The 26336-nt window shown below is 69.1% G+C and carries 22 protein-coding genes and 1 riboswitch; of the genes, 12 read left to right on the top strand and 10 right to left on the bottom strand.

The window, feature by feature from the left end; all coding sequences use genetic code 11:
• Positions 1–40 precede the first annotated feature (40 nt).
• Positions 41–2779, bottom strand: coding sequence for a TonB-dependent receptor (locus J2X21_RS07230; protein ID WP_310326668.1), 2739 nt, complete (start codon positions 2777–2779; stop codon positions 41–43).
• Positions 2780–3278: 499 nt separating this feature from the next.
• On the bottom strand, positions 3279–4271 hold the full coding sequence (gene glk / locus J2X21_RS07225) for a glucokinase (protein ID WP_310326666.1): 993 nt from the start codon (positions 4269–4271) through the stop codon (positions 3279–3281).
• 332 nt (positions 4272–4603) lie between these two features.
• On the opposite strand from glk, the gene J2X21_RS07220 reads away from it, so the two are divergent.
• The 4 genes from J2X21_RS07220 (at position 4604) to J2X21_RS07205 (ending at position 11382) form a co-directional block, all read left to right on the top strand.
• Positions 4604–6520, top strand: a complete 1917-nt coding sequence (locus J2X21_RS07220; protein ID WP_310326665.1) for a glucokinase — start codon at positions 4604–4606, stop codon at positions 6518–6520.
• Positions 6521–6676: 156 nt separating this feature from the next.
• Positions 6677–7813: an efflux RND transporter periplasmic adaptor subunit gene (locus J2X21_RS07215; protein ID WP_310326662.1), complete on the top strand. Its 1137-nt coding sequence runs from the start codon at positions 6677–6679 to the stop codon at positions 7811–7813.
• A gap of 2 nt (positions 7814–7815) precedes the next feature.
• Positions 7816–9813, top strand: a complete 1998-nt coding sequence (locus tag J2X21_RS07210; RefSeq protein WP_310326659.1) for an ABC transporter permease — start codon at positions 7816–7818, stop codon at positions 9811–9813.
• 183 nt (positions 9814–9996) lie between these two features.
• Positions 9997–11382 (top strand): TolC family protein, encoded by a 1386-nt coding sequence (locus J2X21_RS07205; protein ID WP_310326658.1) that lies wholly within the window; start codon positions 9997–9999, stop codon positions 11380–11382.
• A gap of 163 nt (positions 11383–11545) precedes the next feature.
• On the opposite strand, the gene J2X21_RS07200 is transcribed toward J2X21_RS07205, so the two are convergent.
• On the bottom strand, positions 11546–12019 hold the full coding sequence (locus tag J2X21_RS07200) for a YybH family protein (RefSeq protein ID WP_310326656.1): 474 nt from the start codon (positions 12017–12019) through the stop codon (positions 11546–11548).
• Positions 12020–12081: 62 nt separating this feature from the next.
• The gene (locus J2X21_RS07195) at positions 12082–13260 is read right to left on the bottom strand and encodes an acyl-CoA dehydrogenase (RefSeq protein ID WP_310326653.1); all 1179 of its coding nucleotides are present in this window, start codon (positions 13258–13260) and stop codon (positions 12082–12084) included.
• 134 nt (positions 13261–13394) lie between these two features.
• Here J2X21_RS07195 and J2X21_RS07190 point away from each other — a divergent pair, with 134 nt between their 5' ends.
• A complete protein-coding gene (locus tag J2X21_RS07190; RefSeq protein ID WP_310327235.1) occupies positions 13395–14270 on the top strand; it encodes a LysR family transcriptional regulator in 876 nt (291 codons plus the stop codon).
• Between the two features lie 6 nt (positions 14271–14276).
• Here the strand turns inward: J2X21_RS07190 and J2X21_RS07185 are convergent, their stop codons facing one another.
• Positions 14277–14717, bottom strand: a complete 441-nt coding sequence (locus tag J2X21_RS07185; protein WP_310326652.1) for a YeeE/YedE thiosulfate transporter family protein — start codon at positions 14715–14717, stop codon at positions 14277–14279.
• 95 nt (positions 14718–14812) lie between these two features.
• Between J2X21_RS07185 and J2X21_RS07180 the strand changes: the two genes are divergently transcribed.
• The 5 genes from J2X21_RS07180 (at position 14813) to kynA (ending at position 19219) form a co-directional block, all read left to right on the top strand.
• A complete protein-coding gene (locus tag J2X21_RS07180) occupies positions 14813–15112 on the top strand; it encodes a hypothetical protein (protein WP_310326650.1) in 300 nt (99 codons plus the stop codon).
• 160 nt (positions 15113–15272) lie between these two features.
• Positions 15273–16397 (top strand): ABC transporter substrate-binding protein, encoded by a 1125-nt coding sequence (locus tag J2X21_RS07175; RefSeq protein ID WP_310326649.1) that lies wholly within the window; start codon positions 15273–15275, stop codon positions 16395–16397.
• Between the two features lie 100 nt (positions 16398–16497).
• The gene (gene kynB / locus J2X21_RS07170) at positions 16498–17139 is read left to right on the top strand and encodes an arylformamidase (protein ID WP_310326647.1); all 642 of its coding nucleotides are present in this window, start codon (positions 16498–16500) and stop codon (positions 17137–17139) included.
• Positions 17136–18389, top strand: a complete 1254-nt coding sequence (gene kynU / locus J2X21_RS07165; RefSeq protein WP_310326644.1) for a kynureninase — start codon at positions 17136–17138, stop codon at positions 18387–18389. Before kynB ends, kynU begins: the two co-directional genes overlap by 4 nt.
• Positions 18347–19219, top strand: coding sequence for a tryptophan 2,3-dioxygenase (gene kynA / locus J2X21_RS07160; RefSeq protein ID WP_404666596.1), 873 nt, complete (start codon positions 18347–18349; stop codon positions 19217–19219). Before kynU ends, kynA begins: the two co-directional genes overlap by 43 nt.
• Positions 19220–19255: 36 nt before the next feature.
• Here the strand turns inward: kynA and J2X21_RS07155 are convergent, their stop codons facing one another.
• The 4 genes from J2X21_RS07155 to J2X21_RS07140 form a co-directional block, all read right to left on the bottom strand.
• Positions 19256–20485: a glycoside hydrolase family 30 beta sandwich domain-containing protein gene (locus J2X21_RS07155; RefSeq protein WP_310326640.1), complete on the bottom strand. Its 1230-nt coding sequence runs from the start codon at positions 20483–20485 to the stop codon at positions 19256–19258.
• Between the two features lie 262 nt (positions 20486–20747).
• Positions 20748–21332, bottom strand: coding sequence for a DUF5655 domain-containing protein (locus J2X21_RS07150; RefSeq protein ID WP_310326638.1), 585 nt, complete (start codon positions 21330–21332; stop codon positions 20748–20750).
• A 10-nt stretch (positions 21333–21342) separates the two neighbouring features.
• The gene (locus J2X21_RS07145) at positions 21343–21864 is read right to left on the bottom strand and encodes an SRPBCC domain-containing protein (protein WP_310326636.1); all 522 of its coding nucleotides are present in this window, start codon (positions 21862–21864) and stop codon (positions 21343–21345) included.
• Complete coding sequence (locus J2X21_RS07140; RefSeq protein ID WP_310326634.1) at positions 21857–22231, bottom strand: ArsR/SmtB family transcription factor; 375 nt, start codon at positions 22229–22231, stop codon at positions 21857–21859. The genes J2X21_RS07145 and J2X21_RS07140 overlap by 8 nt, the downstream gene beginning before the upstream one ends.
• A gap of 99 nt (positions 22232–22330) precedes the next feature.
• Between J2X21_RS07140 and J2X21_RS07135 the strand changes: the two genes are divergently transcribed.
• Complete coding sequence (locus tag J2X21_RS07135; RefSeq protein WP_310326632.1) at positions 22331–24148, top strand: aminopeptidase P family protein; 1818 nt, start codon at positions 22331–22333, stop codon at positions 24146–24148.
• The gene (locus J2X21_RS07130) at positions 24145–25089 is read left to right on the top strand and encodes a DUF3616 domain-containing protein (RefSeq protein ID WP_310326630.1); all 945 of its coding nucleotides are present in this window, start codon (positions 24145–24147) and stop codon (positions 25087–25089) included. Before J2X21_RS07135 ends, J2X21_RS07130 begins: the two co-directional genes overlap by 4 nt.
• On the opposite strand, the gene J2X21_RS07125 is transcribed toward J2X21_RS07130, so the two are convergent.
• On the bottom strand, positions 25065–26246 hold the full coding sequence (locus J2X21_RS07125; protein WP_310326627.1) for an MFS transporter: 1182 nt from the start codon (positions 26244–26246) through the stop codon (positions 25065–25067). The genes J2X21_RS07130 and J2X21_RS07125 overlap by 25 nt on opposite strands.
• Positions 26247–26258: 12 nt before the next feature.
• A riboswitch (S-adenosyl-L-homocysteine riboswitch) is annotated at positions 26259–26336 on the bottom strand.

Raw genomic sequence — 26336 nt, 5'->3', positions numbered from 1 at the left:
CGCTCCGGCAAGGGTCCTCACGCTAGCACTGCGCGCGGGTTCAGAACTTGTAGTTCACGCCCAGCAGGTAGGTCTTGCCGTACTTGGTGTACTGCTTGGTCTGCGTCAGGTCGTTGTTGTAGTACTCGACGTAGGGCTCGTTGCCCACGTTGTTGACCTGGAACAGGATGGACAGGCCCTTGGCCGCGCCGCTCTGGAACTCGTAGCCCAGTTGCAGGTCGGTGACCTGCTCCTTCTTGACGTACTCGAACGTGCGGTCGGCGCCGAAGCCCGTCACCTCGCCGACGAAGCCGTCACGGATGCGCGTGCTGACCCGGGCCGAGAAGCCGTGCTTCTCGTAGTAGGCCGTCAGGTTGTACGTGTTGGGCGACAGGCCCGGCAGCGGGCGGGAGTCGCCAGGGCCGAACGGGGCGATCTTGCTGTCGACGTAGGCGTAGCTGGCCTGCACGCCGAAACCGCTCAACACGTTGGACACGATGTCCAGCGGCAGCGACACCGCCAGTTCCACGCCCTGCAGCGAACCGCCCTGGCCGTTGGCCTGGGTCGTGAACTCGCCGATGTCGGACGTCGGCGTGATGGCGCCCGGAGGCGTCAGCGTGCCGAATCGCTCGCGGAAGTTGACGTTCAGCTTCTGGCTGTAGATGTAGGTCTTCAGGTCCTTGTAATAGCCGGCGATGGACACATAGCCCTTGTTGCCGAAGTAGTACTCATAGGACAGGTCCACCGCATCGGCCTTCCAGGGCTTCAGCTCGGGGTTGCCGCCGTCGCCGGTCCAGATCAGGCGCGTGTTGTCGACGCTGTAGGCCTGCGTGGCGCGCATGTCGTCCATGCGCGGGCGGGTGATCTGGCGCGCGACGCCGAAGCGCACGTTCTGGTTGGTGGCGACCTGCCAGGTCAGGTTCAGGCTGGGCAGCCAGTCGGTGTAGTCGGTACCGCGCGTGACCGGTGCGACCATCAGGGCCGCGTTCTGGATGCTGAAGGCTGTGGAGCTCTGCTTGGCGTTCACGCCCTGCAGGCCCAGGTTGCCGCGCAGCGGCAGGCCCAGCAGTTCGGCGTCGATGTCGGCCTTGGCGAAGACGGTGGTGATGTCTTCCTTGACGGACCAGTCCTTGTTGATGATGTCCTTGTGGACATTGGGGCGCAGGTTGTAGAACTGCGCCGCCGCGGCGCGGGCGTCATACGAGATGAAATTGCCCAGCCCCACGAAGCCCAGGCTGTTGGCATCGGACAGCAGGCCCGCCGGGAGGGTGGTCGGCGAGGTCTTGATGTCCATGAACCATTCGGCCACGGCACGCGACTTCTCGCGCTGCGTGAAGTTCAGGCCGATCTCGCCGCCCGTGAAGAAGGCCAGATCCTGGTTGACGCGAGCCGCCAGGCGGATCGACTTGATCTCGTCCTCGACCTTGGGCTTCTTGATGTAGCCCGCCTGGCCCCAGCCGCCGGAGTCGACCAGCTTGATGATGGCCGGGTCGGCATAGTTCAGGCCGGCCGTGATCGACGGCAGGCCGCCACCCGCGGGGAAGTTGACCTTGAAGGTGTCCAGCGCGCCGGCGCTGCCGGGCACGGTGCCGGCGTACAGCTCCAGGATGGACTCTTCGCGGTCGGCCTTGGACCAGCTCACGTCGCTGGACAGCGTAAGCGCCGGGCTGACGACCAGCTTGCTGTTCCAGCCCACGGCGCTGATGGTGTCTTCGCGGTCGTTGACGTCGTGGCGCAGCACCGGCTTGACGCCGATCCAGTCACCCTTGGTCAGCACGCCACCGGTCTGGGTGTTGCCGCTCTTCGTGCCGCCCTCGACGACCGGGTTGGCCAGCGACTGCGCGCCCCAGGCCAGACCGGCTTCAAAGCCGCGCTGGATCGCGTTGCGCTCGTAGGTCGAGTGGTAGACGTCGACCAGCGTCTCGAAGTCCTTGGACGGCTTCCACTGCAACACGCCCATCAGGCCGTTGCGCTCCTGCGAGGCCGACTCGTTGCGGATCTGCACGCCACCCGGCACGCGCACGTCGACATAGTTCGTGCCGTTGAAGGTGCCCGTGTAGTTGGGGTAGCCCCAGTTGCGGAAGTAGTTGTTCTGGTTGGGCGAGTCCAGGCGGGCATAGCCCAGCGCGATGCCGACGGTGCGGTCGGCAAACTGGTCGATGTACGAGAAGCTGAAGCGGCTGCCCTTGTCGCCGGCGGCGCCAGGGTTCAGGCGGCCCAGCGAGTTCTTCTCGCCGCGCAGGTTGACAGCCATCGTGCGCGTCGCGAAGTTCAGCGGGCGCACGGTCTGAAGGTCGATGGTGCCGGACAGGCCCTGGCCGATCAGCGCGGCGTCGGGCGTCTTGTAGATGACCACGCCGCTCAGCAGTTCGGAGGGGTACTGGTCGAACTCGGCGGAGCGGTTGTCGCCGGTGCTGACCTGCTCGCGGCCGTTCAGCAGCGTCGTCGCGAACTGGCCGGCCAGGCCGCGGATCTGCACTTCCTGCGCGCGGCCGTTCACGCGCTGGGCCGTCAGGCCGGGCAGACGCGCGATGGATTCGGCGATGGACGAGTCCGGCAGCTTGCCGATGTCTTCGGCCGAGATGGCCTCGACGATGGAGTCGTTGTTGCGCTTGACCGAGATGGCCGCCTCGATGCCCTTGCGGATACCGGTGACGGTGACGGTCTCCAGCTGCTGCGGCGCCGCCTGTTGCGCCGTCGCGGCAGCGGCGGCGATCAGCAGCGTGCAACCGACAGCTACCGGGCTGATGCGGAAAGACGCCACGGCGTCCGAACCGCGCTTGTCTTTGCTCAAGGTCATGAATGTCTCCTCTGGTTTGGAAAGCGGTTTGGCCCTCGGCATGCACCCGCGGGCTGGCGGCGCACATCTTTGGGGCGAGAACCCAACGTCTCGAGCGAGTTTGTATCAAAACTAGATTTTGAACCGCACCTGCGTAAACCCTAGACGTTGCGAAGAAACGACCTGATTTCGCGCCAGAACCAAGGGTTAACCCGCATAGAATCCAGTCTAAAGCGGGCTGACAGCTCCATGCAAACCAGAACTCATTGCAAATCTGTAGCGCAACTACATGTCGTCAAAAGTCATTTCTACAGCGCCAGAAAAGTGAGCAATGCACGCCCCCCACGGACCGCGCACCGCACGCTGCATTGACAAGGGGAAAGGGGTCGCGAAGGCGTCGAGCAAAGCACCGCTTCAGGCGCCAGGGGGCAAGCACGAGCAAGGGATGAGGAGGTCGCAGCGGCGCCAGAACGGCGCCGCTGGAAAGATTCAAGCGGCGGGAGGGCCCCGCCGCCGCGCGTCAGGCGTCCGCCTGCTCCAGCGCCAATGCAGCGCCGGAGAGGGCCGCGAGTGTGTCGGTGATGAGGAGAGTGGGAATGCCGTCGACAAAGGTGTGCAGACGGCCCTTGGCCTCGAAGCGGGCGCGGAACTGCGACTTGAAGAAGTAGTCGCCCAGCCGCGGGACGATGCCGCCGCCGATGAAGACGCCGCCACGCGAGCCCAGCGTCAGCGCGACGTTGCCGCAGAAGCTGCCCAGCAGGCCGCAGAACAGCTCCAGCGTGCGTACGCAGGCCGGCGACTCGCCCGACAGGCCGCGGGCGACGATCTGGTCGGCCGGCAGCGCGGCCACATCCTCGCCCTGCCCCAACGCGGCCGCCACCGAGCGGCACAACACCGGCAGGCCGATGCCCGACAGGAAGCGCTCGGCCGACACATGCGGGAACTCGCGGCGCGCGGCGGCGATCACGGCACTTTCGAAGTCATCACCCGGCGCCAGTGTTGCGTGCCCGCCCTCGCCCGGCAGCGTCAGCCACAGGCCCGGCGCACGGATGACGCCGCCCACGCCCAGACCCGTACCCGGGCCGATGACGGCCAGGATGGTGCCGACCGGCGCCTCGCCAACCGGGGCCGGGGCATCGCCCCAGGCGCGCAGCTGGTGCGGCTTCAGCCGCGGCAGCGACAACGCCTGTGCCTCGAAGTCGTTCAGGCACAGGAAGGTCTTCAGACCCAGCTCGGCCTGCGTGCCGTTGCGGGAGAAGTCCCACGCGCCGTTGGTCAGCGCGATGCGGTCACTCTGCACCGGCGTGGCCAGCGCGAAGGCCGCGCTCTGCGGCCGTGCCGCACCGGGCGCCTGGCCATCAAGATAGGCGCGCACTGCGGCGGCCGGGCCGGCATGGCCGGCCACCGGCAGCACGCGCACGTCTTCCACCTCGGCGCCCGGCCCCGACACCGTTCCGAAGCGCGCATTGGTGCCACCGACATCGGCCACCAGCCAGGGATAAGGTGCACTCATGCGCGCACTCGCTGCGGTTTGAAGAACGGGGCGCGGAGATTCGGCATTCGTACGTTGGAAAACACGGGCAAACAGCTTGAAATTATGGTCGGCGCGGACGGTAGCAAAACTACATACTTTTCACAATACAGACCCGCCCCAGGGCTGAAGCGGGCATGAAGAAATCGCATTCAAGCCAACCGAATCAATGACTTCCCCTGGGAAAATCGCGCGAGAAAGAGGCTGTAGTGAAGCTACAGGCCTTGGTGGCGCCAAACACCACCGCGCGGCCTGCCCGGCCTGCTGAATAATCCGCCCGTCCCGCCATCGCCGGTATTGCCAGGTTTCAGTCCATGCCCCGTTTCGACAGCCCCCGTCTGCTCGCCGATATTGGCGGCACCTATGCCCGGTTTGCACTGGAGTTGGGCCCTGGCGAATTCATGCAGATGGTGTCGCTGCGCTGCGCCGACCATGCGGACTTCCATGCCGCCGTCAGCGCCTACCTGGCCGGCCTGAGCTGGGCCGACGCCGGCCCGCAGCAGATTGCGCACGCCGCGGTGGCCATCGCCAACCCGGTCGAGGGCGACCAGGTGCGCATGACCAACTACCACTGGCAGTTCTCCATCGACGAGATGCGCCAGCGCCTGGGGCTGGACACGCTGGTGGTGGTCAACGACTTCACCGCGCTGGCGATGGCCCTGCCCCGGCTGGCCGATGCGGATGTGCGCCAGGTGGGCGGCGGCCAGGCCCGCCGGCCCAGCGTCATCGGCCTGCTGGGCGCGGGCACGGGCCTGGGCGTATCGGGACTGATCCCGGCCGGCGAAGGCTGGATCGCGCTGGGCACCGAAGGCGGCCACGTGAACTTCGGGCCGCGCGACGCGCGTGAGATGGACATCCTGAAGTTCGCCTGGAAGACGCTGGACCACGTCTCCTACGAACGCCTCATCTCCGGCCCCGGCCTGGAGCTGATCTACAAGGCGCTGGCCGACCGCAACGGCATCACCGACGCCCCCGCGCTGCAGGCGCCCGCCATCACGCAGAAGGCGCTCGACGATGGCGACGCGCTGTGCGTGGAGACACTGGAGGTGTTCTGCGGCCTGCTGGGCACGGCGGCCGCCAACCTGGCGGTGACGCTGGGGTCCCTCGGCGGCATCTACATCGGCGGCGGCATCGTGCCGCGCCTGGGCGAATGGTTCGACCGCAGCCCCTTCCGCGCCCGCTTCGAGGACAAGGGCCGCTTCCACGACTACGTGGCCGCCATCCCCACCTTCGTCATCACTGCCGAGCACGCGACCTTCAAGGGCGCATCGGCCATTCTCGAGAACCAGCTGCGCCACCTGCAGGCCTCGCCCGGCTCGGCCATCCTGGGCCAGATCCGCCGCGCGCGCAGCGAGCTGTCGCCCGCCGAACTGCGCGTGGCCGACCTGGTGCTGGCGCAGCCGCGCTCGGTGCTGAACGACCCCATCGCCGAGATCGCCCGCGCCGCCGGCGTCAGCCAGCCCACCGTCATCCGCTTCTGCCGGTCGCTGGGCTGCGAGGGGCTGTCGGACTTCAAGCTGCGCCTGGCCTCGGGCCTGACCGGCACCGTGCCCGTCACGCACACGCAGGTCAACACCAACGACTCCATGCTGGAGCTGGGCGCCAAGGTGCTGGGCAACACCGCCAGCGCCATCCTGCAGGTGCGCAGCCACCTGAACCGTGACACCATCGACCGCGCCACCGAGATGCTGCTGGCCGCCGGCCGCATCGAGTTCTTCGCGCTGGGCCACTACAGCGTCGTCGCGCAGGACGCGCAGTTCAAGTTCCTGCGCTTCGGCATGCCCTGCGGCGCGTACACCGATCCGCGCCTGCAGTTGCTGGCGGCCGACGTGCTGCGCGAGGGCGACGTGGCCGTCGTCATCAGCAGCGGCGGACGACTGCCGGAGCTGCTGGCCGTCGTCGAGAAGGCGCAGGAGCGCGGCGCCAAGGTGGTGGCCATCACGGCCAGCCAGAGCCCGCTGGCCAAGAAGGCCGACGTGACGCTGATCGTCGATCACATCGAGGACATCGAGACCCACCTGCCCATGGTCAGCCGCATCCTGCACCTGCTGGTCATCGATATCCTGGCCGTGGGCGTGGCCATGCGCCGCAGCCCGGACAGCATCGCCGCGCTGGCCGCCGGCGAGGTGGACGACGCCGAGACCACCAAGCCGGTGCGCGGTGCCGCGACCGTGGCGCCGGGCGTCAGCGCGGCGTCACCGCTGGCGCGGCTGACGTCGCACAGCCGGTGAATCTGGACGTCAGGCAAATCCTGACCCCGGGTGACTTTCGCCAAGCCCGGCTTCGCGCAAGACGATCAGCGCGTTAAGCGCACGTGTAGCTGGCGACTGCTACGCTAACTACAGCATCCGTAGGCGGGGCGCAGACCCCGGCACCCAGGGGGAGACATGAAAGCATTCCTGAAGCGCTGGCGCACGCGCCTGATGGTCATCGCCGTGCTGGCCGCTGCCGGCATCGCCTGGCACGTCACGCACAAGCCCGCGCCACCTCCACCGCCGCCCAGCGGCATCGTCGCACTGGCCGACATCGCGCAGAACGTGCAGGCCGCCGGCGTGCTGCAGGCCAAGACCAAGGTGGACGTGGGCGCGCAGGTCAGTGGCCAGATCCAGACGCTGCACGTGCAGCTGGGCCAGCAGGTCAAGAAGGGCGAGCTGCTGGTCAGCCTGGACCCCGAGCTGGCGCGCAGCGATGTGACGCAGGCCGAGGCTTCACTGGCCCAGGCCCGCGCGCAGCTGGACAGCAGCAAGGTTGACGCTGAATCCGCCCGCCGCGAACTGGCCCGCCAGCGTCGCCTGCTGAGTGGCCAGGCCACGGCCGCCATCGAGGCCGAGAAGGCCGAGACCGATCTCGCCAAGATCGAGGCGGCGCTGCGCGGCCAGGCAGCCACCGTCGCGCGCTTCGAGGCCGACCTGGAAAACCGCAAGCTGCGCCTGTCGTACACGCGCATCACGGCGCCCATGGACGGCACGGTCGTCAACCTGCCGGTGCAGGCCGGCCAGACCGTCATCGCCGTGCAGGTCACGCCGGTCATGCTGACGCTGGCCGACCTGGACACCATCACCGTGCGCGCCAAGGTGGCCGAGGCCGACATCCAGTCCATCAAGGTGGGCCAGACGGCGCGCTTCTCCACGCTGTCCGGCGAGGGCAAGCGCTACGAGGGCAAGCTGCGCGTCATCCAGCCGGTGCCCGAGCGCGCGGGCAATGCGGTCTTCTACAACGTGCTGTTCGACGTGGACAACCGCGACCGCGCGCTGTTCAGCGACATGACCGTGCAGGTGGACATCGAGACCGGCGCCGTCAAGCAGGTGCCCGCCATGCCCATCGTGGCCCTGGGCGAGCGCGACAACAAGGACGGCCGCTTCACCGTGCAGGTGCTGGACGCCGACAACAAGCAGACGCCCAGGCAGGTCAAGACCGGATTGCAGGACGGCGCCAAGGTGCAGGTCATCGACGGTGTGAAGACCGGTGAGAAGGTGCTGCTGGCGCCGCCCAGCGCGTCGGCCGCCAGCGCGCCCGGCGCCTGATCATGTCCCTTATCGAGCTGAAGGACGTCGCCCGGCACTACCAGCTGGGCGACATCGACGTGCCCGCGCTGGACGGCGTCAGCCTCGCCATCGAGGCCGGCGAGTTCGTCGCCATCATGGGCCAGTCGGGCTCGGGCAAGAGCACGCTGATGAACGTGCTGGGCTGCCTGGACAACCCCACGCGCGGCCAGTTCCTCATCGGCGGCACCGACGCCAGCACGCTGGGCCCCGACCAGCTGGCGGCGCTGCGCCGCGAGCGCTTCGGCTTCATCTTCCAGCGCTACCACCTGCTGCCGCACCTGGACGCCCGCGCCAACGCGGCGCTGCCGGCCGTCTACGCCGGCGTCGGCACGGGGCCGCGCGGCGAGCGGGCCCGCGCGCTGCTGCAGCGGCTGGGCCTGGGCGAGCGGCTGCACCACCGGCCCAACGAACTCTCCGGCGGCCAGCAGCAACGCGTGTCCATCGCGCGGGCACTGATGAATGGCGGGCAGATCATCCTGGCCGACGAACCCACCGGTGCGCTGGACTCGGCCTCCGGCGCCGAGATGCTGCGGCTCTTGAAGGAGCTGAACGAGCGCGGCCACACCATCATCCTCGTCACGCATGATGCCCACGTCGCCGCCCATGCGCGCCGCGTCATCGAGCTGAGGGACGGCAAGATCGTCGCCGACAACGGCACGCCGGCGGGCCACCAGCCCCCCGCCGAGCTGCCCAGCGATGCGCCACCGGTCAGGCAAGGCGGCTGGTTGCGCAGGATGCAGGTGCAGTGGCGCGAAGCGGTTGCCACAGCGCTGCTGGCGCTGAAGAGCAACCGGCTGCGCACGGCACTGTCCATGCTGGGCATCAGCATCGGCATCGCGTCGGTGGTCAGCATCGTCGCGCTGACGACGGCGGCGCGTTCGTCCATCGAGAAGGACGTGGCCAGCATGATGTCGGGCCGCATCCCGTTCTGGAGCGGCAACCCCTCGCTGCCGCCGGGCGTGCAGAACAAGCCCTTCCGGCCGCACGAGATCGACTCGCTGCGCGCTCTGGACGGCGTGCGCAGCATCACGCCCAACCGGCAGTTGCAGCTGACGGCCCACCACCGCTCGCGCGACGCGACCGTGCAGGCCGTGGCTGCCGACGCCAACACGCTGAGGGCGCGCAAGCTCAAGGTCGTGCAGGGCCGCTACTTCAATGCGATGGACCTGGAGGCCCACAACCAGGTGCTGGTGCTGGACGAGAAGGCGCGCGATGCGCTGTTCAAGAAGGGTCAGTCGCCGATTGGCCAGGTCGTGCTGCTGCAGCTGGGCGGCGGCCCGCCGGTCGGCACCTGGGTGCCGCCCACGGCCGCCATGCCCTTCACCGTCATCGGCGTGGCCGCGACGGATGGCGGCGCGATCGGCTTCAGCGGCGGCATGAGCCAGCTCTACGTGCCCCACACGACATTCGCCCGCAAGATGGAATCCCGCGCCGAGGTCTGGAGCTTCGACGTGCACCTGGACAACAGCGTGCCGCCTCAGCAGGTGCGGGAGCACATCGTCCACCGCCTGAAGGCCCTGCACGGCCGCGAGGACTTCGGCAGCTTCAACGCCGACGAGGAGTTCCGCAAGTTCCAGGGCATCACCAGCGCGATGGCCGCGGTGTTTGCCGGCGTGGCCGCGATCTCGCTGCTTGTGGGTGGCGTGGGCGTCATGAACATCATGCTGGTGTCGGTGTCCGAGCGCACGCGCGAGATCGGCATCCGCATGGCCGTGGGCGCGCGCCAGGGCGACGTGAGGCTGCAGTTCCTCATCGAGGCCGTCGTGCTGTGCTGCCTGGGCGGCCTGGTGGGTGTGCTGCTGAGCTGGCTGGCCGCGCAGGCGCTGAACGCGGCGCAGCAGCATGTGCACGTGGTGGTGAGCTGGGCCGCGCTTGGCGTGGCCTTCGCGGTGTCCAGCGCGGTGGGCCTGGTGTTCGGCACGCTGCCGGCGCGCCGCGCTGCGGCGTTGAGCCCTGTCGACGCGCTGGCCCGGGAGTGACATGAAGCCCCTCGTCCAGTCCGCACCGCTGAACGCGGGCGAGCCTGGCCGGTCCTCCGCGGGGACGGCGATGCTCGCCGGATTGACCGGCGAGCACATCGCCAGAGCGTGCCGGCTTGGGAGCGGCCCGGCGCTCGGCCCGCCAAATTCACGACGTCTGTCGGCAAGGTGATGCATAAGCAAATGAAGACAAAGCTGACCTCTCTGGCCGCCATGCTGCTGCTCGCCGGCTGTGCGCTAGGCCCCACGACCCAGGCGCCCGACGTGCCGTTGCCCACAGCCTGGAGTCTCGCCGCCGGCGACGTCGCCCCCGACTGGGCCGGCCTGCTGGACCCCACGCTCGCCGCGCTGCAGGCCCGTGCGCTGGAAGCCAACCGCGACGTCGCGCTGGCCGCTCAGCGCTGGAAGCGCGCGCAGATCATGGCCGAGCAGAGCGCGCTGCGCTGGACGCCCAACGCCAGCCTGTCCACCAACGCCAGCCGCCCGCTTGAAACGCAGAGCAGCACGCGCAACGTCGACGTGGGCGGCGTGACCATTCCGGTCAACACGTCCACCGGCGTCACGCGCAGCTATAGCGCCAACGTGGGCGTGGGCTACGAGCTGGACCTGTGGAACCGCCTGGCGCAGACGCAGGCCGCCCAGCGCGCCAACGCCGAGTCTGCAATGACCGACATCGCCGCCGCGCGCCTGCTGATCCGCAGCCAGGTGGCCGAGGCCTACTGGACGCTGGCCTCCATCCGCGCCCGTCAGCCGCTGGCCGAGACCCAGCTCGCGCTGACCCGCGAGACGCTGGAGCTGACACGGCTGCGCGTGCGCGAAGGCAAGCTGCTGCCCATCGAGGTCGACAAGATCGCCGCCACCGTGCAGACCGCCGAGAACCACCTGGCCGACCTGGCCGCCGACTCGCTGCTGCAGCGCCAGCGCCTGGCCCTGCTGCTCGACGAGCCACTGCCGGGCCCGTCGCCCGCAGCTGCCCTGCCGGCGGGCGAGCCGCCGCGCTGGCGCCTGGCGGAGCCCGCCGAGGTGCTGGCGCAGCGCCCCGATGTGCAGCGCGATCGCTTCGGCGTGGACGCGGCGCTGGCCCGCCTGCGCGTCAGCGAGGCCGACCGCTATCCACGGCTGAGTTTCAACGCCGGCGTGAGCACCGGCGGCGCGCAGTCGCGCGACTGGCTGTCGCAGCCGCTGGCCTCGCTGGGCGCCAATCTCGTCGTGCCCATGATCGACTGGCAGCGCCTGGCCCTGCAGCGCGACAGCGCCCGCACCGAGCTGGACACGGCCGCCCTCACGCTGCGCGACACGCTGAACAAGGCGCTCGCGGAGATCGAGACCCAGCGCATCGAGGCCGAACGCGTGGCCCAGCAACTCGCCGCCAACGCGAGCCGGCTGCGCGAGGCCATCGAGAACGAACGCCTGGCGACCGTGCGCTACGAGGCCGGCTCAATAGCCCGCGCCAACTGGCTGGAAGTGCGCAATGCGCGGCTGGAGGCAGAGCAGACGCGACTTCAACTGCGAGCGCAGCAGTGGGTGAGGCAGGCCCAGCTGTTCAAGGCACTCGGCGGGATGATTTGAAGCCCCTCGCTCAGTCACGCGCCGCTGAACGCGCGCGTGCCTGATCGGTCCCCCGAGGGGACGGCGATGCTCGCGGCGTCGAGCCACGAGCACATCGCCTGGCGGGCCGGCTTGGGGCGGCCCGGCGCTCGGCCCGAACACCCATCGCAACTGGGCGGGAGCCTCAGCCCGCCGCCGTCCCGAAGTCGAACACGACCTCCCAGCCACCTGCCGCTTTGCGCCGCCAGGTGGACTGAAACCGGTTGATGAGCTTGCCGCTGGCGTCGTGCACCGGCCCACTGGTGCGAGCCAGATCGCCGCTGGGCAGCACCAGCACCAGGTCGGGCGCCCAGCTGAAGGGCGGCGTGGGCGAGGTGAGCCAGGTATTCCAGGCGGCCATGACCGCGTCCGGGCCGTGCAGCGGCTCCTTGCCCATCCAGATCGTGTCCGGCGCCAGGAAGCGGCGGAAGCCCGCCACGTCACGCGCCGCGAACGCCGCAGCAAAGGCGATTTCGGTGGCGCGGGCCTCGGCCACGCGCTTCTCGATCTCGGCGGGCGCTGGCCAGTTGGAAGCCGGCGTCGTGATGGACGTGGCCGATGCCACCGGCAGCGCCGGTAGCGTGGCGGAGGCAAGCAAGGCGTGGCGGCGGGTGGGCATGGCGAAGTCTCCAGCAACGAGCCCCGCAGCATGCCGCGCGACCACGGCCCTGTCTTTAGTTATCAGAAAGCGGCGATACCAGTGATGGCGCGGCCCAGGATCAGCGCATGGATGTCGTGCGTGCCCTCGTAGGTGTTCACCACTTCCAGGTTCACCAGGTGGCGGGCGATGCCGAACTCGTCCGAGATGCCGTTGCCGCCCAGCATGTCGCGCGCCATGCGGGCGATGTCCAGGCTCTTGCCGCAGCTGTTGCGCTTCATGATGGACGTGATCTCCACCGCCGCCGTGCCCTCGTCCTTCATGCGGCCCAGGCGCAGGCAGCCCTGCAGGCCCAGCGTGATCTCGGTCTGCATGTCCGCCAGCTTCTTCTGGATCAGCTGGTTGGCCGCGAGCGGCTTGCCGAACTGCTTGCGATCCAGCGTGTACTGGCGGGCCGTGTGCCAGCAGTCCTCGGCGGCGCCCAACGCGCCCCAGGCGATGCCGTAGCGGGCGCTGTTCAGGCAGGTGAACGGCCCCTTCAGGCCGCGCACGTCGGGGAAGGCGTTCTCCTCGGGGCAGAACACCGCGTCCATGACGATCTCGCCGGTGATGGACGCCCGCAGGCCCACCTTGCCGTGGATGGCGGGCGCGCTCAGGCCCTTCCAGCCCTTCTCCAGCACGAAGCCGCGGATCTGCCCGCCGTCGTCCTTGGCCCAGACGACGAACACATCGGCGATGGGGCTGTTGGTGATCCACATCTTGCTGCCGGTCAGCTCGTAGCCGCCGTCCACCTTGCGGGCGCGCGTGACCATGGAGCCGGGGTCGGAGCCGTGGTTGGGCTCGGTAAGGCCGAAGCAGCCGATCCATTCGCCCGTGGCCAGCTTGGGCAGGTACTTCCGCTTGGTCGCCTCGTTGCCGAACTCGTTGATGGGCACCATCACGAGAGACGACTGCACGCTCATCATCGACCGGTAGCCCGAGTCCACGCGCTCCACCTCGCGGGCGATGAGGCCGTAGCAGACGTAGTTCAGGCCGGCGCCGCCGTACTCGGTCGGGATGGTGGGGCCCAGCAGGCCCAGCTCGCCCATTTCGCGGAAGATGCCGGCATCGGTCTGCTCGTTGCGGAAGGCGTCAAGCACGCGCGGGCGCAGGCGGTCGTTGCAGTAGGCGGCGGCGGCGTCGCGCACCATGCGCTCGTCGTCGCTGAGCTGCTCGTTCAGCAGCAGCGGGTCGTCCCAGTGAAAGCTTGCCTTGTGGGCCATGGCGGTGTCCTCATCGTGATCGTTGGGCGCCGGTCGGGCGCGTATGGCGCCCAGTATTCCCCGGTCGACCGATTCGTGTCCAATTCAAGAAACGACTTCGACCATTCGCCATGCCTATCGATACCGCGCGCTCGCTGGAGTTCCGCCACCTGCGCTACTTCCTCGCGCTGGCTGACGAACTGCACTTCGGCCGTGCGGCCCAGCGCCTGGCCATCTCTCAGCCGCCGCTGTCGGTGGCCATCCAGCAACTGGAAGCCAGCGTGGGCGCCCGGCTGTTCGACCGCGACAGCAAGGGCGTGCGCCTGACGCCCGCCGGCGCCGCCTTCCGCGCCAGCGCCCAAGGCCTGCTGGACCGCGCCGAGGACGCCTGCGCGCTGGCCCGTGAGGTACAGGCCGGCGAGGTGGGGCGGCTGCGGCTGGGCTTTGTCGGCTCCACGCTGTTCAACGGACTGTCGGCCTGGCTGCAGGCCTTCCAGGCCAGCCACCCCAAGGTGGAGGTGGTCGTCGTGGAGCTGAACTCGCAGGACCAGATCGACGCGCTGCTGGGCGAGGAGTTGGATCTCGGACTGGTGCACACCGACCGGCTGCCACCCGCCCTCGCCTCGCAGCCGCTGTACAGCGAGCCCTTTGTCGCGTGCCTGCCGGCCAGCCATCCGCTGGCGGCGCAGCGCGACATCTCGCTGACCGCGCTGAGCGACCAGCCCTTCATCCTGTTCTCACGCAAAGGCTCGCCGGACTACCACGCCCGCATCGTCGAGATCTGCCGCCAGCACGGCTTCTACCCGCGGCTGCAGCACGAGGGGCGGCACTGGCTTTCGGTGGTGTCGCTGGTGGCCCAGGGGCTGGGCGTCAGCATCGTGCCGGCGGCGTTCCAGCGTGCGGGCGTGCAGGGGGCGGTGTTCAGGCCGCTGGCCGAGGCCATCGACGCGTCGGCGGTGTTCGCGGCGTGGCGCAAGGATTCGGTGGGTGCGGTGAGGGAGAGCTTCCTGACTGCGCGGCCCCTCAGCTGAATCTCGTCAACGCGCCCAGCCGAGCCGGATGCCGGCCCACACCGCCGCCAGCGTCACTGCCCCAAACACCCAACCCGACAGTGCACCGGCCATGGTGCCGGACAGCACATTGCCCACGGTGCAGCCCAGGCCCGTCATCGCGCCCCAGCCCAGCAGCACGCCGCCGCTCAAGCCGCGCAAAACCTGCGACAGCGAAGGCCAGCGCGGTGTGAACTGCCGGCTGGCCAGCGCCGCGGCCCAGGCGCTCAGCACGATGCCGGCGATCAGCAGCGCATTGGGCGTGCGCCACAACACTTCGACGACGGCGGTGGCGCAGCCGCCGAAGCTGTCCAGGCCATCGAGCCGTTCGGGAATCCATCCCCAGGTGTTGCCGGCGCTGCGGGCCGCGCTACCCATCGCCGCCGTGACGCCCAGCGGCCGCAGACGCAGCGGGCCTGAGCCTCGCAACGAGCGAGCGGCAACTCTTACAAGCGCGTACACGCATAAGCGCGCCCGGCCGCCACGCAGCGCATCAACATCGCGCACCGCCCCTGTCCAGCGTGATGGCGCGCAGCCATGTGTGGCCCGCACTGCACCGCGCGGGTGGCGGTGGCGTGCCGTTCGGATCGGTGCTGCGGCTGAAGGCCGGCTTCGTGCCGCCGGCATCGTGGAGCGCCCAGGCCAAGGCGGTCGCCGACATCGGCTCCGACCTGTACGTGCAGGGCGAGCCCAGCGCGCAGTGGCAGGACGCGACGATCACGAACCTGAAGACGCTGCGCGCGTCCGACTTCGAGTTCGTGGACAAGCGCGCGATCACCGGAGACAGCCGCTTCAACGGCGACTCGTTCCAGGCAAGCTGGTAGGCGGCACCCGCGCTCACGCTGCTGTCCCACATAAGTAGTACCCGCAGCGTGGCTGCGCATGCACAGTTCCGCGGTCTGCGCGTGCTTGAATGGCAGTCCCGCGAGCAGGCCGCCACGCCCAAGAGCCTGCCGCAGTCAGGGGCAGTTGGAGACAAGACCCATGAAGAACACCCTCGGCCAGGCGGCTCAGCGCCTGCTGCTCACCGCGCTCGTGGCCGCCGGACTGGCGGGCAGCGCCCACGCTGATATCACGATAGGCCAGACTGCTGGCCACAGCGGCACGGTCGCGGCGGGCGTGAAGGAGGCGACGCAGGGCGCCAAGCTGTACTTCGACAACGTCAATGCCGCCGGTGGCGTCAACGGCCAGAAGATCAACCTGGTGTCGCTGGACGACAAGTTCGACCCCAAGCTGGCCGTCACGAATGCCAAGACGCTGATCGACCAGGGCGTCATCGCGCTGTTCCTGAACCGGGGCACGCCGCACACCCAGGCCATCATGCCGCTGCTGACGGAGCACAAGATCCCGCTGGTGGGCCCGTCGACCGGCGCGATGGTGCTGCACAAGCCCGTCCACCCCTGGCTGTTCAACGTGCGCGCCACCTACCAGCGCGAGGCCGAGCGCGCCATCGAGCACCTGAGCCTGATCGGCATGGAGCGCATCGCCATCGTGCAGGTGGACGACAGCTTCGGCGACGACGCCGTGCAGGGCGCGATGACCGGCCTGGCCAAGACCAACAAGACGGCCGCGGCGCATGAGAAGTACGACCGTGCCAAGCCAGACTTCGCCCCCATCGTGCCCAAGGTGCTGGCCAAGCAGCCGCAGGCGGTGCTGTTCGTCGGCTCGGGCACGGCCGTCGTGCAGGGCATGAAGGCGGTGCGCGCGGCGGGCTCCACGGCGCAGCTGGTGACGCTGTCCAACAACGCGTCGGCCGGCTTCATCAAGGACCTGGGCGACATTGCCTACGGCGTCATCGTCAGCCAGGTGTTCCCGTACGAGCGCTCCATCGCCAAGCCGATCATCAAGGAGGCGCTGGAGGCGGCCCAGAAGGCCGGCGTGGAGCTGACGCCCATCGTCGTGGAAGGCTATGTGTCGGCCAAGGTCCTGGTGGAAGGCCTGAAGCGCGCCGGCAAGCAGCCCACCCGCCAGAGCCTGCGCGACGCGCTGGAGAACATGGGCCGCTTCGATCTGGGCGGCATCGAGGTGGGCTACAACGCCAAGGACCACAGCGGCCTGGACTATGTAGACCTGGCCATCGTGGACCGGGCGGGCAAGTTCCGCCGCTGAGTTCCCCGGGGGCGGCGCGGCGGCGCCGGGCGACGAGTTGACAGGCAGTTGGAATTAACCGACACCACGACCGTCCAGGCAAAGCTATGGTGCCGCCGCCATGCCTTCCCACGTCTCTCCCAGACTCTGGGACATCTCCCCGGTCGTCGCCCCCGACGCCCCCATCTTCCCGGGCGACGAACCCTACAGCCTGCGCTGGACGGCGCAGCTGTCGCCCGGCTGCCCGGTCAACCTCAGCGCCATCACGATGTCGCCCCATGTGGGCGCGCATGCGGATGCGCCGCTGCACTACGCCAACGACGCGCCGGCGATTGCCGACGTGCCGCTGGACACCTACCTGGGCCGCTGCCGCGTCATCCACGCGATAGGCGCCGCGCCGCTGATCACGGTTGCACACCTGCAGCACGCTGAAGCCGACCTGCCGCCCCGTGTGCTGGTGCGCTGCTGCGAAAAAGCGGACACCGCCTGGAACCCCGCCTTCACCGCCTACGCGCCCGAGGCCATCGCCTGGCTGGCCGCGCGCGGCGTGAAGCTCATCGGCATCGACACGCCCAGCGTCGACCCGGCCGACTCCAAGGTGCTGGACAGCCACCAGCAGCTGCGCCGCCTGGACCTGCGCGTGCTGGAGAACCTGGTGCTGGACGATGTGCCCGCCGGCGACTACGAGCTGATCGCCCTGCCCCTCAAACTCCAAGGTGCGTGCGCATCCCCTGTGCGCGCCGTTCTCAGAGAAATCCAATGAATCTCGAAGACGCCAAGCGGCTCGATGCCGCCGATCCGCTGCGCCCCCTGCGCGACCTGTTCAACCTGCCCGAAGGCATCGCCTACCTGGACGGCAACTCCCTGGGCGCGCTGCCACGGGCGACGCCGCAGCGCATCCAGCGCGCGGTGGAACAGGAGTGGGGTCAGGGCCTGATCAAGAGCTGGAACACCGCCGGCTGGATCGACCTGCCGCGCCGCCTGGGCGACCGGCTGGCGCCGTGGCTGGGCGCGCGCCCGGGCGAGGTGCTGGTGGCGGACTCGACCTCGATCAACCTCTATAAGGTGCTGCACGCCGCGCTGCAGCTGCAGCAGGGCAAGCGCCGCGTGGTGGTCAGCGAGCGCAGCAATTTCCCGACCGACAACTACATCGCCCAGAGCGTCGTGCGCGCCCATGGTGGCGAGCTGATCCTGGCCGAGTCACCCGAGGACATCCCGCCGCTGCTGGACGAGCGCTGCGCGGTGCTGATGCTGACGCATGTGAACTACCGCACCGGCCGCATGCACGACATGGGCCTGCTGACCCGCTGGGCCCACCAGGCCGGCGCGCTGGCCGTGTGGGACCTGGCGCACAGCGCCGGCGCCGTCCCCATCGACCTGCTGGGCAGCGCGGCCGATTTCGCGATTGGCTGCGGCTACAAATACCTGAACGGCGGCCCGGGCGCGCCGTCCTTCGTGTGGATGCACCCGCGCCACGAAGGCCAGGTGTGGCAGCCGCTGACCGGCTGGCTGGGCCATGCGTCGCCGTTCAGCTTCGACAGCGAGTACCAGCCCGCACCGGGCATCCAGCAGTACCAGTGCGGCACGCCCGCCGTGCTGGCAATGACCGGGCTGGACACCGCGCTGGACGTGTTCGACGCCGCCACGGCGCTGGGCGGCATCAAGGCGCTGCGCAACAAGTCGCTGGCGCTGACCGAGGCCTTCATCGACAGCGTCGAGGCTCGCGTGCCCGGCGCCGTCATCGCCACGCCGCGCGACGCGGCGATGCGCGGCTCGCAGGTGTCGTTCTCGCTGCCGCAGGGCACGGACGGCTACGCGGTGATGCAGGCGCTGATTGCCCGCGGCGTCATCGGCGACTACCGCGCCGGCCACCCCGAGCTGCTGCGTTTCGGCTTCGCGCCGCTGTACAACGGGTTCGCCGATGTGGTGACTGCGGTCGACGCCATCGCCGACATCGTGGCCGCGGGTTCATGGAACGCACCCCAGTTCATGAGCCGTTCGAAGGTGACCTGACCGTGTCGAAGATCGAACACCACGGCGCCCAGCTCGATTTCTCCAAGGACATGAGCTACGGCGACTACCTGCAGCTCGACGCCATCCTGAACGCACAGCAGCCGCTGTCGCCCGACCACAACGAGATGCTGTTCATCGTGCAGCACCAGACGTCGGAGCTGTGGATGAAGCTGATGCTGCACGAACTGCAGGCGGCCGTCGCCAACGTCGCGGCCGACCGGCTGCCCGAGGCCTTCAAGATGCTGGCGCGGGTGTCGCGCATCATGGAGCAACTGGTGCACGCCTGGGACGTGCTCGCCACGATGACGCCGCCCGAGTATTCAGCGGTGCGCCCGTATCTGGCCAAGAGCAGCGGCTTCCAGAGCGCCCAGTACCGGCGCATCGAGTTCATGCTGGGCAACAAGAACGCAGCCCTGCTGAAGCCGCACGAGCACCGGCCGGACCTGCTTGCACAGGTGCAGCAAGCGTTCGAGGCACCGTCGCTGTACGACGAGGTGCTGAAGCTGCTGGCCCGCCGCGGCATCGCCGTGCCTGCTGCCAACCTGGATCGCGACTGGACGCAGCCGCATGTCGCGGATGAAGGCGTGAAGCAGGCCTGGCTGACCGTCTACCGCGATCCGCAAGCCTACTGGGATCTCTACCAGATGGGCGAGGAGCTGGTGGACCTGGAGGACGCCTTCCGCCTCTGGCGCTTCCGCCATGTGACGACCGTGGAGCGCGTCATCGGCTTCAAGCGCGGCACCGGCGGCACCGGCGGCGTCAGCTACCTGCGCAAGATGCTGGACGTGGTGCTGTTTCCGGAGCTGTGGTCGCTGCGCACGGAGCTGTGAGGACGGAGAGGCTCGCGCCTCCCCGTGGTTGCCCGCTTACGGACTGACGAAGGTGTTGATGCTGCCGGGATCGACCCAGGCCGTGCCCTGGCCGTTGGTCATCACGATGGTGCCGGCGCCCGCATTCGAGTAGCTGGCCGATGTGCGCGTCTTGGCGAACGACGCCACCGAGCCGGCCTGCAGGTTGAACACCAGCTGCCGCTGCGAAGTGCCGGTGTTGAGGGCCACGATGACCAGCTTGCCGGCGGCGTTCTTGTAGGCCGTGACAAACACGTCTGCATGCGGCTTCTCGGTCGCGGCGATGCGCTGCCAGCCCGGCCGCACGTAGCGCGCGTACTGCGCCATGATGTAGCCGCGCTTGCTGACCGCGCTGTCCTCCGTGATGAGCCCGTAGGAGCGCCGGATGTACCACCACACATAGGCGTTGTAGTTGGACACCATGCTGGCGTGCAGCTCCTGCGCCAGCGGCATGGCTTGCGCCCAGTCGTTGGCGTCGTTGGTGTTGGTGATGTGCTCGGTCATCCACACGTCCTTGCCCTTGCTGCGGGCCAGCGGGTAGTCGCTGGGCGTGGCGCCGTACAGGTGGCCGCCGATGATGTCCACATGCTGCACGGCGGTCGCGTCGTTCAGCATGGGGTCGGACAACGACTTGTTGAAGCCCAGCGCCTCGGGCGCGATGACCTTGAGGCTGCCGAAGCGCGATCCCTGGCCCTGCAGGAAGCTGACGAACTGCGCGGCCGTCCAGGCGCAGCTTTCGTAGTCGGGATGCCAGTCGGGCTCGTTCTGGATGGAGACCGCATACAGCGCCGCATTGCCGGAACTCATGTAGCTCGCAAAGCTCAGCAGGTGCGACGCGTAGTCGGCGTAGCGGGACGTCAACAGCGTGCCGCCGTTGATGAGGCTGTTGTTGGACTTCCAGGCCGCCGGTGGCGTCCACGGCGAGGCGAACAGCGTCACGCCCATGGACTTGGCGATCTGCGCCGTGGGCAGCTGCGTGGCCCAGTTGGCGCTGTTGGGGTCGATGCGCATGCGCATGATGGACAAGCCGATCTGCCCGTTGCCCGTGCCGAATGCGGTGGTGGCCTGTGCGCTCGTCAGGTCAGGAATCCAGCCCGCACCGTTCATGCCACCGTAGCCGCGTATGGTCTGGTAGACGGTGTTGGGGTTGATGTTGACCGTCTGCGCCAGCGCCTGCGGCAGCAGCGCCGCGAGCGCGAGCCCGCCCAGCAGCGCACGGGCGCCGCACTTGAAACCTTGTCGATTCATGGGTTTTGTCTCCGTCGTTCTTGCAGCCAAGCCGGGGATGCCGGCTGTGTGGTCCGTCCGGCGGACCGGACGGGTCTTGGCGAAGAGCAACGGTTGCAAGCCCGCCTCCCAACGCCAGTTCTTGGCCACGCGCCAGGACAGCGCGCATGGGAAAGGATGGGCATGCTAGGAAGCGGCCGCCGAGGCGGCCAATCACTTGTCGAACGGCGGCGATGCGGGTGTGAGGATCGATGACCTCAGATGCGCGATGAGATGAGGCGCGTCAACCCGCCGCGTCGAAGGCCGCGCGCAGCCAGCCAGCCAGTTCGGCATCCACCTCATCCAGCGCGCTGAAGCGCACCGTGTACTGGCACATGCCGCCGGCCGGCACGGCCTTCAGGCGCGCAGCCGGCGGCAGGTCCTTCACGTTCAGCCCCAGCTCCACGGCCGTCTGCGTGGCCGGGCCCAGCATCGCGAACTGCTTCTTGCGGCGCAGGCTGATGTAGGTCTTCTTGGGCGCCTGCTCGAACACTCCCATGGGCGCGACAAGGGCCATGACCGCGTCGTGCAGCGGCCGCAGCCCGGCCTTCTTGCCGCTGTACAGCGCATCCAGCACATCGCCCACAACGGCCGCCGGCGGCGGTGGCGCGCTGCCATCCAGCGGCGGCAGGGGCTTGCCCATCAGCAGCGCGACGGTGTTGGCGTCGCCATAACCCAGCCCCAACTGCTCCATCAGCAGGCTGCGGCGCTCGCCGGTCTTCTGCAGGCCGCTGGCGGTCAGCAGCTCATGCAGCGCGGGAATGGTCTTGCCCGTGCGAGCCTGGATGTTGCGCAGCTGGGTGACCAGCGCGGCTTGCGGATCGGCCATGACGATCTCCTTATTTGTCGAGAGGCCAGTGTTCGCTGCGCGTACGGGCCGGCAGCATGAACTCCATGTGATCGAACATCCAGTACATCAGCCGCGTGCCGAACGATGGCCGGCCGGTCTCGACGATGGCCTTCAGGCTGTTCAGGATCATCGTGCCGCCACTGCGCATGGACTTGGCCGTCGGCGTGCCCTCCGGCAGGCCGATGACGCGCAGCGTGACCTCCACGCCCGAGCCCACGGGCTTCAACTCGTAGCTGACCTGGCAGACCGGGTCGTCATGCTGCGTGAAGCGGTGCGTGTGCACGAAGCGGTGCGGCGGTTCGCAGGCCACCACCTCGCCCACCACCAGCACATGCTTGCCGGTGCCAGTCTGCATCTGCATGGCAGCACCCGGCACCAGGCCGCCGCGCGTGTGCAGCCAGGCGTTGAAGACGGCGCCCTGCGCCTCGCCGGTTTTGGTCAGTTCCCGCCAGACGCGCTGGATGTCGGCCTGGATGAAGATCTTGAAGACAGCATCGGTCGTGTCAGCCATGTCGGCGGTCCTTCCTCTTGGGTTGCAGGGGAGTGACTTCGGCGCCCTCGGCGTCGTACTTCAGGCGCGTGAGCCGTGAAGCCCAGTACACGCTGTACTCGGTGGTCCAGCGCTCGTGCAGCAGCTGGATGGGCGTGACGTTGAACCACAGCCGCTTGTCCCGCCCCTGGCGCTCGGCGATCACCAGGCCGCCGCGCTCCAGCGCCGCCAGGTGCTTCATCACCGCAAAGCGCCCCACCTCGGCGGCGAAGAACTCGGCCACGCGGTTGACGTTGCAACCGGGCTCGGCCTTCAGCAGGTCCAGCATGCGGCGGCGCAGGTCGCTGGCCAGCGCAAAGAACGTGGCGTCGAGTTGCTCGGCATCCATATGTGCCCTAAGTGTCACATGTTCGGCGCCAATGTCAAAAGTCATGACGAAATGCAGGCGCCTAAGATCGGCCAACCACGATTTCCCACAAGGATTGCCATGGATGCCCGCACCCATGAAACCCGTCTGCGCATCGAACGCATCCGCGACGCGCTGACCGCCGCCGGCGCACAAGCCGTGCTGGTGCCTTCCGCCGACCCGCACCTCTCCGAATACCTGCCCGGCCGCTGGCAGGGCCGCGAATGGCTGTCCGGCTTCACCGGCTCGGTGGGCAGCCTGGTCGTCACGCAGGACAAGGCCGCGCTGTTCGCCGACAGCCGCTACTGGGCCCAGGCCGAGGCGCAGTTGGCCGGCAGCGGCATCCAGCTGGAGAAGATGAACTCCGGCGCGTCGACGATCTACATCGACTGGATCGCCGCCGAGCTGAAAACGGGTGACACACTGGCCGTGGACGGCCAGGTGCTGGGCCTGTCGCTCGCCAACGCGCTGCGCGCCGGTCTCGCACGCAAGGGCGTGAAGCTGCGCACCGACGCCGACCTGCTGGCCGACGCCTGGGACGACCGCCCCGGCCTGCCCACCGAGGCGGTCTACGAGCACCTGCCGCCGCAGGCCGCCGTGGCCCGCGCCGACAAGCTCGCGCGCGTGCGCGCAGCGATGGCCGCCACGGGCGCCAGCCACCACCTCGTGTCCACCGTCGACGACGTGGCCTGGCTGCTGAACCTGCGCGGCGCCGATGTGGAGTGCAACCCGGTCTTCATCGCCCACCTGCTGCTGGATGCGACGGGCGGCCGGCTGTTCATCGCCGATGGCAAGGTGCCGTCCGACGTCGTGGGCCGCCTGGCCGCCGACGGCATCCAGCTCGCGCCCTATGCGCAGGCCGCCGCCGCGCTGGCCGCGCTGCCGACCGACGCGACGCTGCTGGTCGACCCGCGTCGCATCACGCTGGGCCTGCGCGAGGCCGTGCCTGCGGGCGTGAAGGTCATCGAGCAGATCAACCCCAGCACGCTGCTGAAGAGCCGCAAGAGCGCCGCCGAGGCGGTGTTCATCCGCGAGGCCATGGCCGAGGACGGCGCGGCCATGTGCGAGTTCTACGCCGAGTTCGAGGCCTCACTGGCCCGTGGCGAGCGCTGGAGCGAGCTGGACATCGACACGCGCCTGAGCGCCTGCCGCTCGCGCCGCAAGGACTTCGTCGGCCTGTCGTTCTCGACCATCGCCGGCTGGATGGCCAACGGCGCCCTGCCCCACTACCGCGCCACGCCCGAATCGTTCGCGCACATCGCCGGCAACGGCCTGCTGCTGATCGACTCCGGCGGCCAGTACCTGGGCGGCACGACGGACATCACGCGCGTCTGGCCCATCGGTGCAGTCAGCGCCGAGCAGAAGCGCGACTACACGCTGGTGTTGAAGGGCACCATCGCGCTGTCGCGCACGCGCTTCCCGCGCGGCACGCTGAGCCCCATGCTGGACGCCATCGCGCGCGCGCCGCTGTGGGAGCACGGCCTGGATTACGGCCACGGCACCGGCCATGGCGTGGGCTATTTCCTGAACGTGCACGAAGGCCCGCAGAGCATCAGCAAGGCCATCCCCGACGCGACGATGGCGATGGAGCCCGGCATGATCACGTCCATCGAGCCGGGCCTGTATCGGCCGGGCCTGTGGGGCGTGCGCATCGAGAACCTGGTGCTCAACGTGGCCATCGCCACGCCGGAGAACAACGCCTTTGGCGAGATGCTGGCGTTCGAGACGCTGACGCTGTGCCCGATCGCGACGAGCTGCATCGACCTCAGCTTGATGCGCGCCGACGAGATCGCGTGGCTGAACGACTACCACGCCACCGTGCGCGAGCGCCTGCAGCCGCTGGTGAGCGGCGCGGCGCTGGCCTGGCTGCTGGCGGGCACGGAGCCCATCCGCGCATGAAGCGGCTGGCCGCGCTGCTGCTGATCGCGGCCGGCGCGGCTGGCCCGGCTTCGGCACAGCCCCGCTTCGAGGGCTTGTGCGATGCGTCCGCCGCAGTGGCTTTGGACGCGCGCCATTTCATCGTGGCCGATGACGAGCGCAACACGCTGGTGGTCTACCGCCGTGGTGAGGCGCAGCGCGTTGGCGAGGTGGACCTGGCCAAGTTCCTGAAGGCCAAGAAGGAGTCCGACCTCGAAGGCGCGGCCCAGCTGGGTTCGCGCATCTACTGGATCGCCTCGCACGCGCGCAACAGCGCGGGCGAACTGCGCGAGGACCGGCACCGCTTCTTTGCGACCGAGGTGCGCGGCGCGAGCGTCGAGCCCGTGGGCCGGCCCTACACGGCCTTACAGCATGACCTGCTCGCCCATGCCGCGCTGGCGCCGCTGCTCACCGGCGCCGCGCAGCGCGCGGCCGAGGCCGAGGGCGGCTTCAACATCGAAGGCCTGGCCACCGCAGCCGACGGCAGCCTGTTGATCGGCCTGCGCAGCCCCGTCCCGCAGGGCAAGGCCATCGTCGTGCCGCTGCTGAACCCGGCCGAGCTGGTCGACGGCAAGGGGCCGGCACGCTTTGGTGCCGTCATCCGCCTGGACCTGGGCGGCCACGGCGTGCGCAGTCTGGAGCGCGTGGGCAGCGGCTATCTGATCGCCGCCGGTCCGACCGGCGACGACGGCACGTTCGCCGTTTTTCCGTTGGAGCGGCAAGGCCACAGACGTGCCCTCGCCGCTCAAGCTCGACCTCGGCACGCTGCGACCCGAAGCGCTGTTCGCCTGGCCCGACGGGCAGCTCACGCTGCTCAGCGACGACGGCGGTGTGATGGTGGGCAAGAAGGCCTGCAAGGACGCCGGCAAGAACAAGCGCGCCTTCCGCGCGCTGGACGTCAGGCCTTGACGATCACGGGGTAGCGCCACACCAGCGCCGCGCTCACCAGCAGCTGCACGAGCACGCCGCAGAACACCGGCACCGCGCTGCCCTCGCCGCCCAGGAACGGCGCCACCAGCTGCGTGCCTAAAGCGCCGGCCGCCAACAGCGCCAGCACCAGCATGGCCGTGGCGCGGCCCATCTGCGCCGGCGGCACGGCCAGCGCGTCGACGAAGGTGGCCGGCCCGCGGATGGCCAGCGAGCCGCAGAAGCACATCCAGTAGGCCGCCACGGCGGCATAGGGCAGCTGCCCCAGCCCCGCGCCTGCCAGCGCCAGCGCGCAGGCCAGCACCTGCACCGAGGCACCCAGCTTCACGACTCGTGCATGCCCCAGTCGCTTGGCGAGCCGCCCCGACTGCGACGCGCCCAGCATGAACGAGCCCACGCCCAGCACCTGCAGCAGCGCGAATGCGTCGGAGCCCAGCCCCAGCGCGTGTTGCAGCAGTTGCGGCGCGCTGGCCAGGAAGGTCAGCAAAGCGCCTATGCACAGCGCATGCGACAGCGCCAGCCGCAGATAGCTGCGGTTGCGCAGGATGGCGGCGTAGCTGGCGTCGTGGTCGAGGTTGAGCCCCGGCAGCTGGCGCGGCGCGATCTTGACGACCCAGGGCAGCACCAGCAGCGACAGCGCCGCCAGCACCCAGAAGGTGCCGCGCCAGTCCGTCACCTGCAGCAGCAGCGCGCCCAGCACCGGGCCGGCCGCCGGCACGATGGCCTCCACCATGGAGATGGCCGCGATGCCACGCACGACGTCGGCATCCGCCAGCGTGGCGCGCACGACCGTGGGCGCCACCACGGTGGCCGCGGCGGCGGCCAGCCCCTGCAGCAGCCGCAGCACCAGCAGCGTCTCGATGTTGGGCGCCAGCGCGCAGCCCAGGCTGGTCAGCGCCAGCAGCGCCAGGCCGATCTCCATGCAGCGGCGCGGGCCCAGGCGGTTCAGCCATTCACCCCACAGCAGCTGCGCGGCTGCCAGCCCGACGAGGTAGACCGCCACGGTGGCCTGCGCCAGCGAGATGCTGATGCCCATGCCGACCTGCAGCGCCGGCACGGCGGGCAGGTAGAGGTCCATCGCGGCCATGCTGACGCCCGTGACGAAGGCCAGCGGCAGGATGGTGCGTATGGAAGCGGAAGATGAAGAAGACATGCACGACCCTTTTCACAAAGGGCGCCCTTGTCCTGTCGTCGGCACCGAGCGTGGCGGAGGCCAGGCTCCGTCGCAGCACCCCTCGGCGAG

It is taken from the genome of Roseateles asaccharophilus, from assembly GCF_031458115.1.
GTDB lineage: Bacteria > Pseudomonadota > Gammaproteobacteria > Burkholderiales > Burkholderiaceae_C > Pelomonas > Pelomonas asaccharophilus_A.
This window is presented reverse-complemented; position numbering and strand designations above follow the sequence as displayed.